At 50.2% G+C, this 17,103-nt stretch carries 15 protein-coding genes; 1 reads left to right on the forward strand and 14 read right to left on the reverse strand.

Annotation, left to right across the window (positions count from 1 at the left end; genetic code table 11):
* Window positions 1–17: 17 nt before the first annotated feature.
* The 14 genes from HHX48_RS10185 to HHX48_RS10250 all read right to left on the reverse strand — a co-directional run bounded on the left by HHX48_RS10185 (window position 18) and on the right by HHX48_RS10250 (window position 15,442).
* Window positions 18–752: a cell division protein FtsQ/DivIB gene (locus HHX48_RS10185; RefSeq protein ID WP_191024779.1), complete on the reverse strand. Its 735-nt coding sequence runs from the start codon at window positions 750–752 to the stop codon at window positions 18–20.
* A gap of 3 nt (window positions 753–755) precedes the next feature.
* A complete protein-coding gene (locus HHX48_RS10190; protein ID WP_191024781.1) occupies window positions 756–1,715 on the reverse strand; it encodes a D-alanine--D-alanine ligase in 960 nt (319 codons plus the stop codon).
* Complete coding sequence (gene murC / locus HHX48_RS10195; RefSeq protein WP_191024783.1) at window positions 1,715–3,160, reverse strand: UDP-N-acetylmuramate--L-alanine ligase; 1,446 nt, start codon at window positions 3,158–3,160, stop codon at window positions 1,715–1,717. The genes HHX48_RS10190 and murC overlap by 1 nt, the downstream gene beginning before the upstream one ends.
* Window positions 3,160–4,233, reverse strand: coding sequence for an undecaprenyldiphospho-muramoylpentapeptide beta-N-acetylglucosaminyltransferase (gene murG, locus HHX48_RS10200; protein ID WP_191024785.1), 1,074 nt, complete (start codon window positions 4,231–4,233; stop codon window positions 3,160–3,162). Before murG ends, murC begins: the two co-directional genes overlap by 1 nt.
* Window positions 4,226–5,539, reverse strand: a complete 1,314-nt coding sequence (gene ftsW / locus HHX48_RS10205) for a cell division protein FtsW (protein ID WP_191024787.1) — start codon at window positions 5,537–5,539, stop codon at window positions 4,226–4,228. Before ftsW ends, murG begins: the two co-directional genes overlap by 8 nt.
* Window positions 5,536–6,843: a UDP-N-acetylmuramoyl-L-alanine--D-glutamate ligase gene (murD, locus tag HHX48_RS10210; protein ID WP_191024789.1), complete on the reverse strand. Its 1,308-nt coding sequence runs from the start codon at window positions 6,841–6,843 to the stop codon at window positions 5,536–5,538. The genes ftsW and murD overlap by 4 nt, the downstream gene beginning before the upstream one ends.
* Window positions 6,844–6,849: 6 nt before the next feature.
* Window positions 6,850–7,932, reverse strand: coding sequence for a phospho-N-acetylmuramoyl-pentapeptide-transferase (gene mraY, locus HHX48_RS10215; protein WP_191024791.1), 1,083 nt, complete (start codon window positions 7,930–7,932; stop codon window positions 6,850–6,852).
* Window positions 7,926–9,329 carry a UDP-N-acetylmuramoyl-tripeptide--D-alanyl-D-alanine ligase gene (locus HHX48_RS10220; protein ID WP_191024793.1) on the reverse strand — a complete coding sequence of 468 codons (1,404 nt, stop codon included), beginning with the start codon at window positions 9,327–9,329 and terminating at the stop codon, window positions 7,926–7,928. The genes mraY and HHX48_RS10220 overlap by 7 nt, the downstream gene beginning before the upstream one ends.
* The gene (gene murE / locus HHX48_RS10225; RefSeq protein ID WP_191024795.1) at window positions 9,326–10,855 is read right to left on the reverse strand and encodes a UDP-N-acetylmuramoyl-L-alanyl-D-glutamate--2,6-diaminopimelate ligase; all 1,530 of its coding nucleotides are present in this window, start codon (window positions 10,853–10,855) and stop codon (window positions 9,326–9,328) included. Before murE ends, HHX48_RS10220 begins: the two co-directional genes overlap by 4 nt.
* Window positions 10,845–12,620 carry a peptidoglycan D,D-transpeptidase FtsI family protein gene (locus HHX48_RS10230; RefSeq protein ID WP_191024797.1) on the reverse strand — a complete coding sequence of 592 codons (1,776 nt, stop codon included), beginning with the start codon at window positions 12,618–12,620 and terminating at the stop codon, window positions 10,845–10,847. Before HHX48_RS10230 ends, murE begins: the two co-directional genes overlap by 11 nt.
* The gene (ftsL, locus tag HHX48_RS10235) at window positions 12,617–12,952 is read right to left on the reverse strand and encodes a cell division protein FtsL (RefSeq protein ID WP_191024799.1); all 336 of its coding nucleotides are present in this window, start codon (window positions 12,950–12,952) and stop codon (window positions 12,617–12,619) included. The genes HHX48_RS10230 and ftsL overlap by 4 nt, the downstream gene beginning before the upstream one ends.
* Window positions 12,949–13,884, reverse strand: coding sequence for a 16S rRNA (cytosine(1402)-N(4))-methyltransferase RsmH (gene rsmH / locus HHX48_RS10240; protein ID WP_191024801.1), 936 nt, complete (start codon window positions 13,882–13,884; stop codon window positions 12,949–12,951). Before rsmH ends, ftsL begins: the two co-directional genes overlap by 4 nt.
* Window positions 13,881–14,339, reverse strand: a complete 459-nt coding sequence (mraZ, locus tag HHX48_RS10245; RefSeq protein WP_191024803.1) for a division/cell wall cluster transcriptional repressor MraZ — start codon at window positions 14,337–14,339, stop codon at window positions 13,881–13,883. Before mraZ ends, rsmH begins: the two co-directional genes overlap by 4 nt.
* A gap of 335 nt (window positions 14,340–14,674) precedes the next feature.
* Window positions 14,675–15,442 (reverse strand): SapC family protein, encoded by a 768-nt coding sequence (locus tag HHX48_RS10250; protein WP_191024805.1) that lies wholly within the window; start codon window positions 15,440–15,442, stop codon window positions 14,675–14,677.
* A gap of 416 nt (window positions 15,443–15,858) precedes the next feature.
* Between HHX48_RS10250 and HHX48_RS10255 the strand changes: the two genes are divergently transcribed.
* Window positions 15,859–17,064 (forward strand): dipeptidase, encoded by a 1,206-nt coding sequence (locus tag HHX48_RS10255; RefSeq protein ID WP_191024807.1) that lies wholly within the window; start codon window positions 15,859–15,861, stop codon window positions 17,062–17,064.
* Window positions 17,065–17,103: the final 39 nt, after the last annotated feature.

The following is a 17,103-nucleotide window of genomic DNA, read 5'->3' on the forward strand; positions in this document are numbered from 1 at the left end:
TTACTTATACTCTCTTACTAACTTTGTTCGTTATCGTTTTCATCTGACTGCCACCCTACCGCTAATCCGGTGTCGTAGCGCAAATCCACATATTTGACCGGCTTGTCCTGCTTACTAAGCAGCGGAAAAACATCAATAAATCGCTGTAACCGATCAATAAATTCTTTACGCCCCAAATTGAGCTTAATGCCACTGGTCAGCTGCAACTGCCAGGCAAAACGTTCGCTTAAGGAAAGCTCGGCGATACTCATCGACGAGGTTGCCAGTAATGACTTCATGGCGTTATATCCTTCCAGCGCTGTTTTCTCGCTACCACCAGGCCCGAATAATTGCGGTAACGACAGTGTTATTCCTTCACTTTCAAAGGTATCCCCGTAAGGATTAAGCAGCATATCATCGTTCCAACGGGCCACTGGCTGCTGCTCGACCAGATAAATTTTTAATCGGTTCGGCCACTGTTTTCTCACCGATGCCCGATACACCCACGGCTGTGATTCAATCAGTTCGAAAACTTCATTCACATCCAGCTCAAAAAAACTACCTGGTTGCGAGCGTCGAATTTTACGTTCCAGCCGGGCGATATTGATGTGCTCATACTGGCCGGAAAAATCAATTACCTGCACAGGCATGCGCTGCTCATCTTTGAGCCAGTCCCTTACCACCATCGAGCCATAGATCAGGCTGCCAACAACTGCCAGCAGAAAAAGTACACCACTGTAAAACCGTACCTGTTCCCGACTCAATAACTGCATGCGTTATCCAAAATCCGTCATTTCATCCGGCATACTGGTTTCCAGTATGGCGCGGGTCAGACGGTCAAAATCCATACCTGCTACTTTGGCAGCTTTTGGCACCAGGCTTTTTTCTGTCATGCCGGGTACTGTATTTGATTCCAGCAAGCAGAAAGAACCATCATTTTGCTGCATCACATCGACTCTTCCCCAGCCCTTCCCAGATAACGCATAAAACGCTTCTGTAGAAAGCCTGGCCAGTTCTGCCTCCTGGCTGTCAGTTAAGCCACTTGGACAAAAATACTCTGTCGTATTGTCGTGATACTTTGCCGCATAATCATAAAACGTATGGGGGGTAGACATTCGAATGGACGGCAGGGCGCGGCCCTGTACCAGCGATACGGTGTATTCTGGTCCGTCTATGAACTGTTCCAACAGGACCTGATTATCATAGTTAAAGGCGTCCTGAATGGCAGTTTCGAGTTGTTTAGCGCTGGTCACTTTAGCCATTCCGATGCTCGAACCTTCCCGAGCTGGCTTTACCATGACCTTATTCCCCAATTTTTGCATTATAGCGCTGCATGATCCAGCTTCAAAGCTTGTTTTATCAGCAATTTGGTATTTTGCCGTAGGCAACCCACGGCTTTCCCAAATTTGCTTACTGCGAATCTTGTCCATGGCCAACGCAGAGCCCAAAACACCACTGCCGGTATAGGGGATCTCAAGCCATTCCAGCGCCCCCTGAACAGTGCCGTCCTCGCCGCCGCGACCATGGAGCATTATCAGCACGCGATCCACTTTTTCTTTTATTAAATCAGTTAGTTGTGACTTTGCAGGATCAAAGGCAAAGGCCTCTATCGACTGCCTTTGCAGACTAGCTAAAACGGCTTGCCCGGACCGTAGGGACACCTCCCGCTCGGCTGAATTGCCTCCCAGCAACACAGCGACGCGGCCAAAATCAGTTGTCTGATACCGATCGTTCATTACTTTTTCTCATCCAAAAAATTTTTTGGCTCAAGGTCGTTGGCAGCAAGAAATCGTGCTATTTGGCCAATATTTCCCGCGCCCTGCGTCATTACCACGTCATTATCCTGTAAAATATTGGCCAGAATACCGGGCAAGTTTTCCTTATCACCAACATAGATGGGCTCAAGCTGACCCCGAACGCGCATTGAGCGGCACAGTGATTTACTATCCGCACCGTCGATGGGTTGCTCGCTCGCTGCGTAGACATCAAGCATCAGCAGTACGTCAACCTGTGAGAGCACTTCGACAAAGTCTTCGTACAAATCGCGGGTTCTGGAAAACCGGTGCGGCTGATAAATCATAACCAGCCGATTTTCAGGCCAGTTAGCTCTGGCAGCGGCAATGGTAGCGGCCACTTCCGTAGGGTGGTGACCGTAATCATCAACCAGTGTCAGCAGACCGGTCGACGTGTCGAACTGACCAAGCATTTCAAAGCGACGACCAATACCCCCAAATTCTGCCAGGGCTCTGGCGATCGCTGCATCATCTACGCCCTCATCGGTGGCCACGGCTATTGCTGCCAATGCGTTAAGTACATTGTGGCGCCCACTGAGATTCAGGGTGACGTCCAGCGCCGGCGCTCCTTTACGTATAGCGGTAAAGCGCGCCTGGTTAAAGCCTAGGATCACATCTTCTGCCCGCACATCATTACTCTCATCGAAACCGTAGGTAATAATGCTGCGACCAATTCGGTCGCGCATCGACTGAATATTTTCATCATCGCCACACATAATCGCCTGACCATAGAAAGGCAGGTTATGCAGAAAATCGATATAAGTGTCCTTCATTCTGTTGAAGTCACCCTCATACGTATCCATGTGGTCTGGCTCGATATTGGTCACTACCGACACCATAGGCTGCAAATGCAAAAAAGAGGCATCGCTTTCATCTGCTTCGGCAATCAGATACCGACTTTTTCCTAACCGGGCATTGGTGCCTGCACTGTTGAGCAGACCACCAATCACAAATGTCGGGTCCAGTTCCGCTTCAGCAAAGATCGTGGCAATAAGACTGGTTGTCGTGGTCTTGCCGTGCGTACCGGCTATAGCAACACCATGACGAAAGCGCATTAATTCGGCCAGCATTTCCGCCCGACGAATAATCGGGATTCGGTGCTTGCGCGCGTACTGAACTTCCGGATTTTGCTCGTTAATGGCACTGGATACCACCACCACATCTGCACCAACCACGTTTTCCTGCGCATGACCGATATAGACCTGCGCACCCAGCTCGCTCAGACGCTCGGTCATTGCACCTGGTTGAATATCCGATCCGGCAATAAGATAACCTTCATTAGCCAGTACTTCTGCGATGCCGCCCATTCCAGCACCACCAATTCCGATAAAAAATATCTTGTTTACTTTCCGCATCTGCGGACTTTGAAACGGCGTTTCCAATACCATCAGGCCGTATCTCCTACCAGCTGCAGACACTGGTTTACTGCTTGTTCTGTTGCGTCGACGATTGCCAGCTGACGCGCTTTACTGCCTTGCGCCAGGCATTCCTCGGGATGAGCTATCCATCGGGCAATAACGTCGGGTAATTGTTGTGTTAATTCGTTTTGTTGAATTAGCGTAGCAGCACCGGCGTTGACCAGCGCCGCGGCATTTTTTGTCTGATGATCATCGACAGCGTGAGGTAGCGGAACAAATACGGCAGACAAGCCGGCTGCCGCTACTTCAGCAACCGTGAGTGCACCCGCGCGGCAGATTATCACATCTGCCCACTTGTAAGCACCCGCCATATCATCAATAAACTCGGTCACCTTCCACTGACACTGTGCATTTTCGTAAGCACCGTTCAGCCTCTCCTGATTGCCCTTTCCACATTGATGCCAGACTTCCACCTGAGCATGAGACGTCAATGCAGCGGGCACCATCGTATTTAACGGCACCGAACCTAAGCTTCCCCCTACAATTAGGACTCTTAGTGGTGAGTGAACACTCGCTTTTTCAGGCAGCCGGCGTATTTCATCACGAATGGGATTGCCCACTACCACGCATTTTGAAGAAGCCGCACCAAACTGCGCAGCGGCCTCTTTAAAGCCGAGCAAAATTCGATTGGCAACTCTGCCTAATAATTTGTTGGTCATACCAATCGCGGCATTTTGCTCATGAATAACCAAGGGGATTTTTGACAGACGGGCAGCCACGCCACCCGGTCCGCTGGCATACCCGCCAAAACCGATGACTAAATCGGGCTGCAGTGCTGTCATTAACGCTTTCGCCTGTCCCAGACTCCTGATTAGCCCGCTTACCCCTTGCAAACGTGCTGAAAACCCTTTGCCGCGCAGACCTTTAACAGGCAAAAAGTGGATAGGAAAGCCCTGCTCAGGCACAACCTTGGCTTCCATCCGTTCAGCCGTGCCCAGCCATTCGACCTGCCAGCCTTTCGCCGTTAGCGCATGTGCTACAGCAAGTGCAGGGAAAACATGGCCGCCAGTGCCTCCTGCCATAATCAGGCAACGCTTAGTCATGTCCAGCCTCCTGCTGTACATCCTCAAGCATGGTTTTCACCTGCGCTTTGCTTTGAGATTGTTCGCGGGCGTCCCCCTGAGACTGGGACTTATTTTCCAATCGCTTAACCGTTTTTTTCTTTTTCGGTGGAAGCTGCCCATCCAGTCTGATTTCAAAATCGATTCTGATCAGTAGCGCAATGGCAACCATCATGACAATCAGGCTGGTTCCGCCATAACTGACCAGCGGCAGGGTCAGTCCTTTAGTAGGCACGACGCCAACGCTCGCTCCCACGTTTACTGCAGTCTGAAAACTCAACCATATACCGATACCATAGGCCAGGTAGCCCTCAAAGGGCCGTCCGGCCTGTAAGGCGCGATTGCCGATTCGCAAGGCGCGTAGCACCAGAAAAAGAATCAACCCCAGAATAAGCAAGACGCCTGCAAACCCCAGCTCTTCGGCCAGAATCGCCATAACAAAATCAGAGTGCGCCTGGGTCAGAAACTCCAGCTTCTGATAACTGTTACCTAGCCCCTGTCCAAACCAGCTGCCGCGTCCGTAAGCCATCAGTGATTGTGTAAGTTGGTACCCACTACCGAACGGATCTGCCCACGGGTCAAGAAAGGAAGTGACCCGTCGTAAACGATATTCTTCCATGACAATCAGGCCAACCACTGCTGCCAGGCCAACAAATACCACGCCGAAAAACTGCCACAATCTGGCTCCTGCCAGAAACAACAGGCCCATAGTGGTTGTCAGCATAACAACCACCGTGCCGAAGTCCGGCTGCATCAACAGCATGATGGCAACAAAAAACAGCACAACCAGGGGTTTGAAAAAGCCCTTAAGGTTTTCAGTGACTTCTTCATACCGGCGAACCAGATAGCCAGCCAGATAGGCGAAGAAAAATAGTTTCGCCGGCTCTGCAGGTTGCAGGGTCATGGGGCCGATAACAATCCATCGTGTACTGCCGTTAATACTTTTTCCCACCAGCAAAACTGCCAGTAATAAACCCATGGCGAATAACAATAAGTAGGGATTGAAGATGCGCCAGAATCGCATAGGGATCTGCAGGACGACGCCCGCGGCAATTAACGACAACACCAGATAAATGCCATGGCGAATCGAGAAAAAGAATGGATTACCGTACTCTCTTTCAGCCACGGGCATTGAGGCGGAGGTCACCACGATCAGGCCGATTGACATCAGAGCCAGCGTCACCAGAATCAGTGGTTTATCATAAAGGTTGGTAGACGCTGACTGCGCGGGTACGCCGTGGCGGGCGCTGAACAGTTCACTCAGCTTTGCATTCATGCTGGCGATCATGCATGTACCTCGCTGATGGCATGTTTGAACACCGCCGCCCGATGCTCATAATTGTCAAACATATCCAAGCTGGCGCAGGCCGGAGACAATAAAACGGTATCACCGGCGCAGGCCAGATCGTACGCTTTTTCGACGGCGCGGTGCATTGTCTCAACCTGAATCGCCTCAGGATACAATGCGGCAATTGCTGGTCCATCTTTGCCTAGTGTGATCAGAATATCTACGTGGGCATGCAACGCATCACGCATTATTGAAAGGTCAGCCCCTTTGGCATCCCCGCCTGCAATAAGAATCAGCTTACCGGCACACTGTGCGCCAATTCCCGTAATTGCAGCAAGGGTCGCCCCCACATTGGTTGCCTTTGAGTCATCGATCCAGCTGACATCATTGTAGCTGGCAACCTGCACGCAGCGGTGCGGTACTGGCTCAAAAGAATAAACGGCCTCGGCGGCCGCTGCTGCCGGCACGCCAGCCAGCATCGCCAGCCCTACCGCCGCCTGGATATTCAGAATGTTATGCGTGCCGGTCAGCTTAACTCTGGTGACATCAAGTAACTTTTCACCCTGCCAGGTTATCCAGTTGTCGTTCAGACCAAAATCATCGTCAGACCGGGACGCACCAAATTCAGTAACCTCTACCGCCAGAGGCAGCGGATAGGTAACCTGCTGCTCACGCCAACACAGTGCGTGGCTGGCATGATTGTATATACGCTGTTTGGCATCACTATACGCGGTAAGCGTTTTATGGCGATCCAGGTGGTCATCGCTGATGTTAAGAATGGTAGCAGCTTCAAGTTGCAGCGAATGTGTGGTTTCAAGCTGAAAACTGGACAGCTCAAGGACGACCCAATCCGGCGCATCGTTGAGTGTACTTAGCGCGGGCGTCCCTACATTGCCTGCTGCAACAGCATCCATACCGGCTGCTTTCAAAATATGCGTAACCAGCAGTGTGACGGTTGTTTTGCCATTTGAACCGGTGATACCGATAACGGAGGCATTGTTGTAACGCGCGAACAGCTCAATCTCGCCAATCAGTTCAACGTCATGCGCAACTGCGCGCTGCAGTTCCGGATGAGATAACGCAAGGCCCGGTGATACAATGGCGATGTCGATATTCTGCCAGAAGTTATCCGGTAATTCGCCGGCATAGAAAGGTCCGTTCACCCAGTCCGGTATAGCGATATCCTGCCGGGTGTCCCAGACAGAGAAGTTGAGACCTTTGTCGTTCAAAAACTGCGCACTCGCCTGCCCGCTTTTTCCAAAGCCAGCGACCACGATGTTTTTGTTTTCGACAGTACTACGCATGTCCAATTACCTGAGCTTCAGCGTGGCTAAACCAACCAGAACCAGAATCAGAGAAATGATCCAGAAACGCACAATCACACGCGGTTCAGGCCAGCCTTTCAATTCGTAATGATGATGAATAGGTGCCATTCTGAAAATACGCTGGCCCCTGAGTTTATAAGAGCCCACCTGCAGGATGACAGACAGGGTTTCGATAACAAACACCCCACCCATGATGATCAGCACAATTTCCTGCCGAACCAGAACAGCCAGAATTCCCAGCGTACCGCCCAGGGCCAGAGAGCCTACATCACCCATAAATACCTGTGCCGGATACGTGTTGAACCACAGAAAGCCCAGGCCCGCGCCCACTATTGCCGTGCACACAATGACCAGTTCGCCGGTCAGCGGAATAAAGGGAATATTGAGGTAAGAAGCAAAGTTCGTATTACCGGTCACATAAGCAAAAATCGCCAGTGCGCCTGCCACCAGAATAGTGGGCACAATCGCCAGACCGTCCAGTCCATCCGTCAGATTGACAGCGTTGCTGGTTCCCACCAGGGCGAAGTACACTACCGCAATAAAGAGCAGTCCCAACTGAGGAAAGACGTCCTTGAAAAACGGCACCAGTAAACTGGTTTCAGCTGGAGAGCTGGCCGTACTGTAGAGGTATAACGCAACGCCCAGCGCAATCAGGGATTGCCAGAAATATTTCCAGCGCGCAATCAGGCCCTTGGAATCCTTGCGGATCACTTTGCGGTAATCGTCAATAAAGCCAATGATGCCATAACCTATCACGACGGTAAGGGTGACCAGAACATAGCGATTGGTAAGGTCTGCCCAAAGTAGCACGCTGGCTACGATAGCCGCTAAAATCAATAGTCCACCCATGGTGGGTGTTCCGGCTTTGGAAAGGTGACTTTCAGGACCGTCATCACGCACTGTCTGGCCAATTTGCATACGCTGCAGCGCACGAATCATTTTGGGGCCAATAATAATCGCAATAAGCAGCGCCGTCAGGGTGCTCAGAATTGCCCGCATTGTCAGATATGAAAATACGTTAAATCCTGTTTCGAACTGGGTTAACCACTCAGCCAGCCAAATTAACATGCCATACGCTCCCGACGGCGTTCAAGCTTTCCCAGCGGGGATACCTCGATTGCTTCTACTACATTTTCCATTTTTGAACTGCGTGACCCCTTTACCAGAATGGAAATGTCACGTTGTTCACTTGCACATATGTTTTCAAGTGATGCCACCAGGGGTTGCACATCGGTAAAGTGTTGTCCTAACTCCTGATACACCGAACTGGCGTGCTGACTCAGCACACCCAGCGAATACAGATGATCAATGCCTTTTTGTCTGGCATATTCACCTACCTGCTCATGGTAGTAACGGGCTTTTTCACCCAGTTCTGCCATATCGCCCAATACCAGCACCTTCATACCGCTAAAGCTTGCAAGGGTGTCGATAGCCGCATTGACTGACGCGACATTGGCGTTATAGGTGTCATCCAGCAGACGCACCTGCCCTGACAATTGTTTTACGTTCAACCGGCCTTTTACCTGACTCATTTCACGTAACCCATCGCGCACGTCATCCAGTGACGCGCCCACATGAAGGCTTAATGCAGCTGCCACCAATGCGTTACCCACATTGTGCAGCCCGGGCACAGTGAGCTGAATGCTGACTCGTCCCTGCGGGGTGACCATCTGAAATTCTGCGCAACCATTGAGACCAAGGCTGATATCTTCGGCGGTATAATCAGCGTCGTTCTTCTGGTCAGGAGAAAAAGTCAGTGTTTTCTGATGCTTTAACTTACCCAGCCAGAATTCTGAAAACTGGCTGTCAGCATTGACCAGCGCTACACCGCTATTGTCCAGGCCTTTAAAAATCTCGCTTTTCGCACGGGCCACACCTAATAAGCTGCCAAAGCCCTCAAGGTGCGATGCCGCAGCATTAACCACCGTAGCCACGTCCGGCTTGACTAAATCCGTGGTGTAAGCAATTTCACCAAGATGATTAGCGCCCAGCTCCATGACAGCAAAGTCGTGATTTTCCTCAAGACGTAACAAAGTAAGCGGTACGCCAATATCGTTATTGAAATTGCCTGCGGTAGCCAGCACATTGCCCCGGCGCGAAAGAATGGCAGAGGTCATTTCCTTCACCGTTGTTTTACCGCTACTACCGGTAATTGCCACGGTTTTAACGTTCACTTCCTGTTTAACCGCACTGCCCAGTGCGCCTAATGCCAGCCGGGTATCCTCTACATAAATAACAGGTACCGACACATCCACCGGCTCGCTGGCGATTACGGCGCTGGCGCCTTTTTCAATGGCCTGCTGCAAAAAACGGTGACCATTGAAGTTTGGCCCTGTAAGGGCGATGAAAAGATCACCGGCTGCCAGTGTTCGGGTGTCTGTGCTTACACCGCCAACTTCCCGATCATCGCCCTGTAAGCGACCCTGTACTTTTTCGGCAATCCAGGACAGCGTTCTTATTATCATTTGCTGTACTCCTCTTGCAGGCGTGCAATCACTGCCCGCTCGTTATAATCAATTTTTTTCTGGTCGATAATTTGATAGTTCTCGTGACCTTTGCCTGCCACGATAATTAAATCATCCGGTTTTGCCTGAGTCAGACAGTAGCGCACCGCGGCTTCACGATCCGGCTCATAGATGGCCGCCGCAGGCTGCGTGAGTCCGTCCCGAATATCCTGTGCGATCTGCTTCGGATCTTCAGAGCGGCTATTATCGGTGGTAATCACCACATGGTCAGCCTTATGCTCGGCAACCTCTCCCATCAGCGGCCGCTTGCCTTTATCCCGATCACCACCACATCCAAACACGCACCACAGCTCGCCATTAGTATGCGCCCTGGCACTGGTAAGCACCTGGTCAAGCGCATCCGGTGTATGTGCATAATCCACCACAATGTTGGCGTGATGCGGGAATGAAAATACTTCCATTCTGCCGTTAACAGGTGCCACCATGGGCAGAACACGCACCACATCGTCAAACCGCTCCCCCTGTAAAAATAAAACCGCCATTGCACTAAGCAGATTTCTGACGTTGAATTCGCCAAGTAATGGCGCTCTCACCACTGTTGTGCCCCAGCTGCTTTCCAGTCTGAACTGGACGCCTGATTGATGGTATTGCACATTTGTGGCTAAACAATGGCGATGTTCTGGTAAAAGCGGGGAATTGTGTCCCACAGCGGTCAGCACAATTTCAGTAGCGGGCTGCGCGGCATCACACCAGTTTTTATATTCTCTGTTATCGGCGTTAAGTACGGCTGCACGCAAGCCGGGTTGTTTTAGCAGCGCACGTTTGGCGGCGGCATAGTTAGCCATCGTCTGGTGGTAATCCAAATGATCACGGGACAGGTTGGTAAACACAGCAAAGTCTGTTTTTACCTGGCTCAACCGCCCTTGTACTATCGCATGTGATGATGCCTCAAAGGCCACATGACGGACCTTTTGAAGCACAAAGTCTGCCAGGATTTGCTGCATATGAATGGCATCGGGCGTGGTGTTATCTGCCGGTGATGGCACCCAACGCGTGGTGGTGCCTTCATACACCCCACTGCCCAGTGTGCCGATGGCTGCACTGCGGCTATCAAGCAATGACTTTAACTGGCTAAGTAGCTGAACGACCGATGTTTTACCATTTGTACCGGTTACAGCGACGGTCTCAAGCTTGGTGGCTGGATAATCATAAAATGCGGCCGCCAGTGACGACAACATCGTGGGAAGATCAAACAGATGAACAATGACCGTTCCAGCGCGCATCTCCAGCGCGCCATGCGCTTCACTGTCGTCAGTTTGCGTCATAATAACCCGCGCGCCGAGGCTGATGGCCTGAGGGATAAAGTCGCGTCCATCCAGGTTATGTCCCTGTACCGCCACAAAGGCTAAATCTCTAGAAACCTGACGGCTATCAAGGGTCAGACCATTGATTCTGATGTCAGGTGCTTCAATGCCGAATTTCGCCAATAAGGGGCGAATACTCTGAGTAAAGGTATTAGCTGCCATGCTGGTCTCCGCTGAGCCACTGGGTCGAAGTGACTTGCTTATCGTCCGGCGGGATGTTCAAAAGCTGCAGGGCGCCGCCCATTATGGCTGAGAACGTCGGTGCTGCTGTGTCACCGGCATGGTAAAGATCCCCGCCAGGCTCATTAATTAACACAACCGTCACCAGCTTAGGGTCGCTTAATGGCGCAATGCCAGCAAAGATATTGACATACTCTTCGCCATACCCGCCGGCCACGGCTTTACGACTGGTACCTGTTTTACCGCCAACGCGGTACCCCGGCACAGCGGCTTTCACAGCAGTTCCGCCGCGCTGTACAACACTCTCCAGCATATTTCGTACCGCCTGGGCATTGCGTTCACTTACCACCCGCTCGGCCTGTGGTTTCCAGCCTTTGGATTTCGGACTTTTAACAATACTCAGCGGATATTTGGTGCCGCCATTTGCAATGGTGGCGTACATGCGGGCAATTTGCGCGGTCGTTACAGAGATGCCGTAGCCGAATGACAAGGTCGCCAGCTCAAATTCAGACCAGCGACTGCGCTCGTGAAAAATACCATTGCTTTCTCCCGGCATGTTAGTCCCGGTGTCTGTCATCAACCCCATATTGTAGTAAGTATCCAGCAGGAAATTCTTAGGCACGCCCAGCGCCAGGCGGGATGTACCCATATTGCTCGAATGCTGGATAATTTCTTCCAGAGTCAGCTCGCCATAATTACGATGATCTTTGACCAGACTGCCGCCCAGGCGCATCCAGCCAGGATGAGTGTCTACCGTATCGCCAATATCGACATTACCAAACTCTAACGCTGACAATACGGCCAGCGGTTTCATTGATGAACCTGGCTCAAAAGCATCGGTTAACACACGATTACGCATGCGGCGCGGGGACACATCTGAGCGATCATTAGGATTGAACGATGGCGCATTGACCATTGCCAGGATCTCACCGGTCTCAACATCCAGGACCATTGCCGAGGCGGACGTGGCCTGGTAATACAACATCGCTTCTTTGATTTCACGATAGGCCAGAGCCTGAATGCGCTGGTCAATGGTCAGTGTAAGGTTGCCGGCTGCTTCACCGTCTTTGGTCTCTAAAATCTCTACCTGACGACCTTTTGCATCACGTCGTATAATCTTGGACCCTGGCGTGCCCGTCAGCCAGTCATTGTACAAGCGCTCCAGCCCTTCTATGCCGGTATCATCGACATTGGTTATACCAATCAGCTGAGCCGTAACTTCGCCATTGGGATAGTATCGACGGCTCTCTCGGCGCAGGTAAATGCCGGGAATATCAAGTTCGCTGACATAGTCGGCCATCGCCGGGGATACCTGGCGTTGCAGATAAACAAACCGGCGGCTGGGATTGCTGACTTTTTTCTTTAGTGACTCTACATCGCGGCCCAACACATCGGCCAGCGCTTCCCAGCGACGGGTTTTGGCCAATCCGTTTTGTTCATGAACAATTTTCGGGTCGGCATAAATCGCGCGTACCGGCACGCTGACGGCCAGCTCGACACCATTGCGATCACTAATGAGTCCACGATAGGTGGGCATGTTGCGGGTACGCAGGGTACGGCTGTCGCCCTGTTCAATCAAATTATCCGGCGAGATGACCTGGATATACGCGGCGCGCACTGCAATGGCTACAAATACCAGCGCCACCGCGCCCATAACCGTCAAAAAACGCCAGTGAACCATACTGGGTTTTACATTCTGACGGGCGCCGCGACTACGCTTTTTTGATGTGTTTATCTGGCGACTCATTTTATTCTTACCACCACTTCTTCTTCAGCGCCCGGACGATGCATATCAAGCTGTTTTTCAACCATGGCTTCAATTCGGTTGTGCTCGGTGAGTGCACGTTGCTCCAACACCAGATTGCGCCACTGAACATCCAGCTCATCACGCTCTTGCATTAGTTTTTCTAAAGCAATATTTTGCTGCCGATTATGGTGACTGGAAAGGATCACCGCGAACGCCGAAGCGATAACCATTAAATACAACAAAACCCGCAGTTTATTGCGGGTTAAATCAGCGAGCAGTAGATAGGCCAGATGTAACTGGCCTTCGGGGGCATCCTGCCGTTGGGAACTCATAGCTTTTCTGCCACCCGAAGTACCGAACTGCGTGAGCGCACATTCTGTTTTATCTCTTCATCTGACGGCTTTATTGCCTTGCCGATGGGCTTGAGGACTTTATCCGCATCTATTTCGGCTTGTGTTACCGGTAAATTATGCGGTACCGCTTTTCCTTTGCTCTGCTCTTTTATAAAACGTTTGACGAGACGGTCTTCCAGCGAATGGAACGAAATTACGGCTAATCGTCCTTTGGGCCCTAACACGGCGACGGCGCATTTAAGACCAACCCGAAGCTGTTCAAGCTCCGCATTAATATAAATCCGGATGCCCTGAAAGGCGCGCGTAGCGGGATGTTTGTATTTATCTTTTACCGGGACCGCTTCATCAATCAGTGCTGCTAATTCTGCTGTACGGCTTAATGGCGCCGTCTGACGACGGTTCACAATAGCGTGGGCGATACGCTTACCGAACTTTTCTTCACCGAACTCTTTGATGACCTGAGCGATATCCTGCTCTTCAGCATTGTTCAGCCACTGCGCTGCACTGACGCCACGGGAGGTATCCATGCGCATGTCTAACGGGCCATCGCGTAAAAAGCTGAATCCGCGGCTGGCATCATCTAATTGCGGAGAAGACACGCCGAGATCCATGAGCACGCCATTGATTTGTCCTGCCAGGCCCATCTCAGTAAGCTGATTTTCCATTTCTGAAAACGGCTCATGAATAATGGTAAAGCGCTTATCATCAGCAAAACGTTCAGCCGCTTTAATGGCCTGCGGATCACGATCAAAAGCGATAAGACGCCCCTGTGGCGATAGTTGTTCAAGGATTTTTGCAGAATGACCACCGCGTCCGAATGTCGCATCCACGTAAATGCCGTCAGGGTCAATTGCCAGCCCCTCGATGCATTCATTAAGCAACACTGAAATGTGAGCCAGTTCACTGGTCATAAAGAAAAATCCTGTAAACGTTCTGTCAGCTCAAAACTACCTTCGCGCTCGGTATGCATATCAGCATCAATTTGCGCTGCCCAGATATCGGCATCCCATATCTCAAACTTATTAAGCTGCCCGACTAACATCACTTCTTTATTAAGTTTAGCGTGTTGGCGTAAAGGAGAAGAAAGAAGAAATCGCCCGCTTTTATCCATTTCGCCTTCTGTGGCATAGCCTAACAGTAAGCGCTGCATCCGACGTTCAGCGGGGACCATACTTGAGAATTTACTGAGCTTAAGCTCAATTTCTTCCCATTCGGGAAGTGGGTAAAGCAGCAAACAACTTTGTTGTGTATCTATGGTGCAGACTAGCTGTCCGTTACAATCATCCAGTAAAGGTTGACGGTATTTTGTTGGTATAGCCAACCTTCCCTTTGCGTCCAGATTGATTGCATTAGCGCCGCGGAACATTCCCCTAGCCTTTTTTATTTTTTGCTGTGTTTTTCTTGTTTTATCGAGTGCCGTTCTGCAAATCCATAATCACTTGATCCACAATTTGCCACTTTTACCCACTGATTGACAGTTTAGGTAGGGAACGTTCCCACTGTCAAGCAAAAAACTGTGCTGGAGACCGCGTCAGGTCTGGCATTTAACTGGTTTTACATACAGTAAGTGCGTGAAGCCATTGAAAATAAGGTTAAAAAAAGTACAGGTTTGAAAGGGAGAGGGGAAAATAAATGCAAAAAAATTTAAATAAATAAAAAAACGGGCCATTGCAGCCCGTTTTTTACTATGTTTACTGATGATTATTGCGCAGTCGCTTCTTCTTGCGCTTCTTCTTTTTTCACAACGCTCATCTGCATGCTCTGAATTGGATTCTCAGTATCTTTAGACAGTTCTACCAGACGATTAAGCTGTCCTAATGAAAGCATCATTGCATACATCGCACCCAGGAAACCGGCTTTATGAAGTTCAAGTACCTTCTCTTCAGGCAGCTCCAACAGTTTTTTCTCGTTGATGCTCAGCATACCAGTCACATTACGTTGCTGGTTGTTCTGGTACACAAGACGAATTTGCACTTCTTCGAGCAGATCCAGTTCTGTCACCTGCTTGATGAAGCGCTGGGTCATCATTTCGCTGTTCGCCAGCTCACCCAGAAACTCCTGACGGTTTTTCAGGAAATCAGACGGTTCGCCAGCATCTGTGAATAGTGGCTGACCTTCGTCACCCAGCATCTCTGCATTTTCGTCAATGTAGATACCCAGCTTGTCGCCTTCTGGACGAACATCAAAAGGATAGCGCATAACATTCATAGGAACGTGCGGGCCCTTCCAGCGGTCTGTCGCTAAGAACAGGTTCTGACCCTGCTCCATGCCCAGCATGGCAACAGAATGGAAGCGCTCTGATTTAGGATCTCTGATGAACACGATAGGCATGGTAGAAGCCAGTTGCGCATACTCTTTGATAGATGCCGCGGCCAGGTGAGTATTCTTTGCAAACGCAAAGGTATTGTTCACCGCTAATTTCGTGTTTTTATGTTTTTCTTTATCTAGCGGGATGTAGTTAATCGCCATAATCTTTTCTCGTAACAGTTAAGGGTGGTAATTATTTGCGTTCGCCCACGTGGTTACCACGGTGCACATATACATGTCTGCGCCTGAACGTTTTTCGACGTATTATTCAGATGAGGATAATTACCACATTATTTACTTCAACAATCGCCCTGCCCTGACAGGTGCCTGAAACCGGCATGAAACAGACAGAGGCGGTCAGTATCCCGTATTTACGGGCGTAAGTCACGCGACAGAACCATATCAAGTTTTAACTTTTTATGACAAGCAATTCACACAACTTTTTCAGTTAAGGGCGTTGCGCGCATTGGGCCACTATCCCGTTGTTGGAAACAGGACGGCGTCATGGCAATATAAAATCTGCACAATTTCACCGGCGTCTGACGCCTGTAACTTATTACAATAAAAAAGGAACTGTTATGTCTTTAAGGCACTGTGTTGTGAGAACGGCCGTAGCCCTGGCGCTGGGAGTGTCAGCGACATTCGCCCACGCCATCGATGTTTCCGACAAAGCCAACAAGCTGGCCCAGGAAAACATCATTGTGGATGGCCATATTGATGTCCCTTATCGTGTACATGACAACTGGGTTGATGTTACCGAGGCGACCGACGGCGGAGACTTTGATTATCCTCGCGCACGCGCCGGCGGTCTTAACGCGCCGTTTATGTCTGTATATGTACCGGCGTCTATGGACAACTCTCCAGAGTCTACACAACTTGCACACCAGCTTATCGATTTGGTTGAGGCGATGGTTTACCGGGCTCCGGACAAATTTGCCATTGCCACGAGCGTTGAAGACGTACGTAAGCAGTTTAAAAAAGGTCTGATCTCACTGCCTATGGGAATGGAGAATGGTTCCCCCATACAAGGCGACATGGCCAATCTGGAGCATTTTTACAAGCGCGGTATTCGTTATATTACCCTTGCGCACTCACAGTCTAACCACATCAGTGATTCTTCTTACGACTTGCGCCGCCAGTGGAAAGGTCTCAGTCCATTCGGAAAAAAACTGGTAACAGCCATGAATGACATCGGCATGTTGATTGATATTTCTCACGTCTCCGATGATGCATTTCATCAGGTCATTGCACAAACTAAGACGCCCGTTATTGCCTCTCACTCGTCATTGAGAAATTTCACGCCGGGTTTTGAGCGAAATATGAGTGATGAGATGATCAAGCAGCTAGGTGAAAATGGCGGCATCGTCATGATTAACTTCGGCTCAGGGTTTGTCAGTAAGGAAGCCCGTCAGTGGCGCGATGGCCTGGCAAAGGCCACCAATGCCTTTTTACGTAAACAGGAAAATACCAAAGCTGATATTGATGAATTCGAAAAGCAGTACCGTGAAGAAAATCCTTATCCTTATTCTTCACTGGATGAAGTATTAGACCATATTGATCATGTAGTTGAATTGATTGGCATTGACCATGTTGGGATCGGTTCGGATTTCGACGGTGTGGGCGATTCCCTGCCTACTGATTTAAAAGACGTGGCCGCGTATCCGAACTTGGTTCAGGGTCTGCTGAATCGTGGTTACAGCGATGAAGACATTGTGAAACTGCTGGGCGAGAACTTTTTGCGCGTGTGGTCTGAAGTAGAGCGCTATGCGGCTCGTCAAAAATAACCATTAAACGTACAGGTTAAAACGAAAAAAGCGCCCACA

Source organism: Salinimonas profundi (genome assembly GCF_014750655.1).
Classification (GTDB): domain Bacteria; phylum Pseudomonadota; class Gammaproteobacteria; order Enterobacterales; family Alteromonadaceae; genus Alteromonas; species Alteromonas profundi_A.

Coding starts and splice junctions, on each gene's coding strand:
- ftsW (WP_191024787.1), bottom strand. CDS start 5,539: ATGATCGCCAGCATGAATGCAAAGCTGAGTGAACTGTTCAGCGCCCGC.
- HHX48_RS10250 (WP_191024805.1), bottom strand. CDS start 15,442: ATGGCGATTAACTACATCCCGCTAGATAAAGAAAAACATAAAAACACG.
- HHX48_RS10255 (WP_191024807.1), top strand. CDS start 15,859: ATGTCTTTAAGGCACTGTGTTGTGAGAACGGCCGTAGCCCTGGCGCTG.
- HHX48_RS10220 (WP_191024793.1), bottom strand. CDS start 9,329: ATGATAATAAGAACGCTGTCCTGGATTGCCGAAAAAGTACAGGGTCGC.
- murD (WP_191024789.1), bottom strand. CDS start 6,843: ATGCGTAGTACTGTCGAAAACAAAAACATCGTGGTCGCTGGCTTTGGA.
- HHX48_RS10230 (WP_191024797.1), bottom strand. CDS start 12,620: ATGAGTCGCCAGATAAACACATCAAAAAAGCGTAGTCGCGGCGCCCGT.
- murG (WP_191024785.1), bottom strand. CDS start 4,233: ATGACTAAGCGTTGCCTGATTATGGCAGGAGGCACTGGCGGCCATGTT.
- mraZ (WP_191024803.1), bottom strand. CDS start 14,339: ATGTTCCGCGGCGCTAATGCAATCAATCTGGACGCAAAGGGAAGGTTG.
- murE (WP_191024795.1), bottom strand. CDS start 10,855: ATGGCAGCTAATACCTTTACTCAGAGTATTCGCCCCTTATTGGCGAAA.
- HHX48_RS10185 (WP_191024779.1), bottom strand. CDS start 752: ATGCAGTTATTGAGTCGGGAACAGGTACGGTTTTACAGTGGTGTACTT.
- mraY (WP_191024791.1), bottom strand. CDS start 7,932: ATGTTAATTTGGCTGGCTGAGTGGTTAACCCAGTTCGAAACAGGATTT.
- murC (WP_191024783.1), bottom strand. CDS start 3,160: ATGGTATTGGAAACGCCGTTTCAAAGTCCGCAGATGCGGAAAGTAAAC.
- ftsL (WP_191024799.1), bottom strand. CDS start 12,952: ATGAGTTCCCAACGGCAGGATGCCCCCGAAGGCCAGTTACATCTGGCC.
- rsmH (WP_191024801.1), bottom strand. CDS start 13,884: ATGACCAGTGAACTGGCTCACATTTCAGTGTTGCTTAATGAATGCATC.
- HHX48_RS10190 (WP_191024781.1), bottom strand. CDS start 1,715: ATGAACGATCGGTATCAGACAACTGATTTTGGCCGCGTCGCTGTGTTG.